This is a genomic window from Daejeonella sp. (assembly GCF_049655485.1).
Taxonomy (GTDB): Bacteria; Bacteroidota; Bacteroidia; order Sphingobacteriales; family Sphingobacteriaceae; genus Daejeonella.
This window is the reverse complement of record NZ_JBASJU010000066.1, coordinates 1-1,815: the sequence shown is the minus strand read 5'-3', so window position 1 is coordinate 1,815 and position 1,815 is coordinate 1. Positions and strand designations below refer to the sequence as shown.

Annotated in this window: 2 protein-coding genes; both read right to left on the bottom strand. The window is 42.0% G+C overall.

The genetic code is table 11. From position 1 onward, the window contains the following. A partial coding sequence (locus WBJ10_RS02990) for a Gfo/Idh/MocA family protein (protein ID WP_424288071.1) occupies positions 1 to 647 on the bottom strand: 647 nt, incomplete at its 3' end. 10 nt (positions 648 to 657) lie between these two features. Beyond that, positions 658 to 1,506, bottom strand: a complete 849-nt coding sequence (locus tag WBJ10_RS02985; protein ID WP_424288070.1) for a phytanoyl-CoA dioxygenase family protein — start codon at positions 1,504 to 1,506, stop codon at positions 658 to 660. Positions 1,507 to 1,815 lie beyond the last annotated feature (309 nt).

Below are 1,815 nucleotides of genomic sequence, written 5' to 3'. Positions count from 1 at the left end.
AGTCCGATGGCGTGGTCTTCCGCCTCAATAGGATGCACCTGGGTATCTGCCCAACACATTACTTCCACAGGTCTGATATCCTTGCCAATAAAATTTCGTCCGATTTCTACACAGTGGCATGCCAGGTCAATTATCGCACCTCCGCCCGACTGCTCCTTATCCCAAAACCAGTCGCTATGCGGTCCCGGGTGGGCTTCCCTGGATTTTGTCCATAATATCCGACCCAGGGCTCCTGCCCTAATTGAGGCGCATGATTTCAGAAACTTGGGTGTATAACAAAGGTCCTCCAGGTAACCTGCGAATATCCCGGCGGCTTCAACTGCGTCAAGCATTCTCTTCGCTTCAGCTGAAGTTCTGCCCAGGGGCTTTGTGCAAAGCACATTTTTTTTCGCTTTAACGCAGGCCATAACAGCCGCTTCATGAAGATTATTGGGCAAGGCGATAATTACAGCATCTGTCCCGGGATGATTAATTGCGCTGTCCATATCAGTGAAATAATCTGCCAGATTATAATCCTCAGCGAATTTTCTGGCACGATCCTCATTCCTTGAGTACACCACATGGATGATATCTTTTCTACGCTGCGCATGTAAAGATTCGGCATAAAACCGGGCTATAAAACCAGTTCCAAGTATAGCTAATTTCATTATTTACTCATCATTTTACTTCAATTCCCTTTTCCCATCCAGTGTCTTTCAAGGCAGGTTCATTCTCTTTCTTCAGGAATTCTGTATTCGAAAATGTATCAGCATCCCACTCCAATACTGCATTATCCGGAACAATGTCTATCGGAGTTTTCCAGGATGTAGAGGTCTCATTGTAGGCCAGGTTCGATTGAAGAGAATAGCAGCAGATAATAGACCATCTCGGGACATCGGCAAGGTTAGCTTCCGAACGATGCATTAAATTACTATGAAAGAAAATAGCGTCTCCTGCCTCTATCTCACAATATACCAGTGACATTGTTTTTAATGCGTTCTCTACCATTACCGAATCTGCGCCAATCTGTTCACCGGCAAAGCCGTGATTTACCCGGCCTAATTTATGTGAACCTTTTATTACCTGCAGGCAGCCATTTTCTCTATTAGCAGGGGTTAGGGCTACCATTACACTAATTAACTGATCAGGAAACATAAATTGGTTCTTATACCAGTAACCATAATCCTGATGCCATTCCCATGCTCCCCCTACTTTGGGTTCCTTTTGCATCAGCTTTGAATGATAATGGCACACCGGAACGTCCTCTGCCAGCAGTTGTGCCACGGAACTTACCATTTTTTCACTCCGGGAGAGATATCCGAAGACATCATTTCCTGGCTTAAACCAAAGCGAAAGCCTTGTTTTTTTACCACTCTGGTCATTCAAATCCAGCGCGTTTTTAGACATTGCATCATCTTGAAGGGCTACGCTATATAATTTCTCAACTTCCGCTTTACTGCAGAAATCTTTAATGATAACATAACCATCCTTTTGATAGCTTTTGAGATGTTCAGCACTTAATTTCATAAGACGAATTTTTAGCTTAAATACAAATTAAGGATTTCTTTCCTATTTAAAACATTTCGCAGTCTGTAACCCATGTCTAATGGATTCAAAAACATTTAAAATGCCCCTTCATATCTTAGTTTAAATTATCTTTATTAATTTGGTTACCTAACATTTCTAATGTATTGATGGTTCATTCCAAAGACGTTGCAAAAAACCATACAACATACCTGAAATTCTTTCTGGATAAAATGAGCGATAAAAAAAATTGGATAGTTGGTGCACAACGCACAGGGTCAACCGCGGAAAAATCGAATACAGATCGTACAC

Bases quoted from the DNA above. Each gene is read 5' to 3' on its own strand.
- WBJ10_RS02985 (WP_424288070.1), bottom strand. From the start codon at position 1,506: ATGAAATTAAGTGCTGAACATCTCAAAAGCTATCAAAAGGATGGTTAT.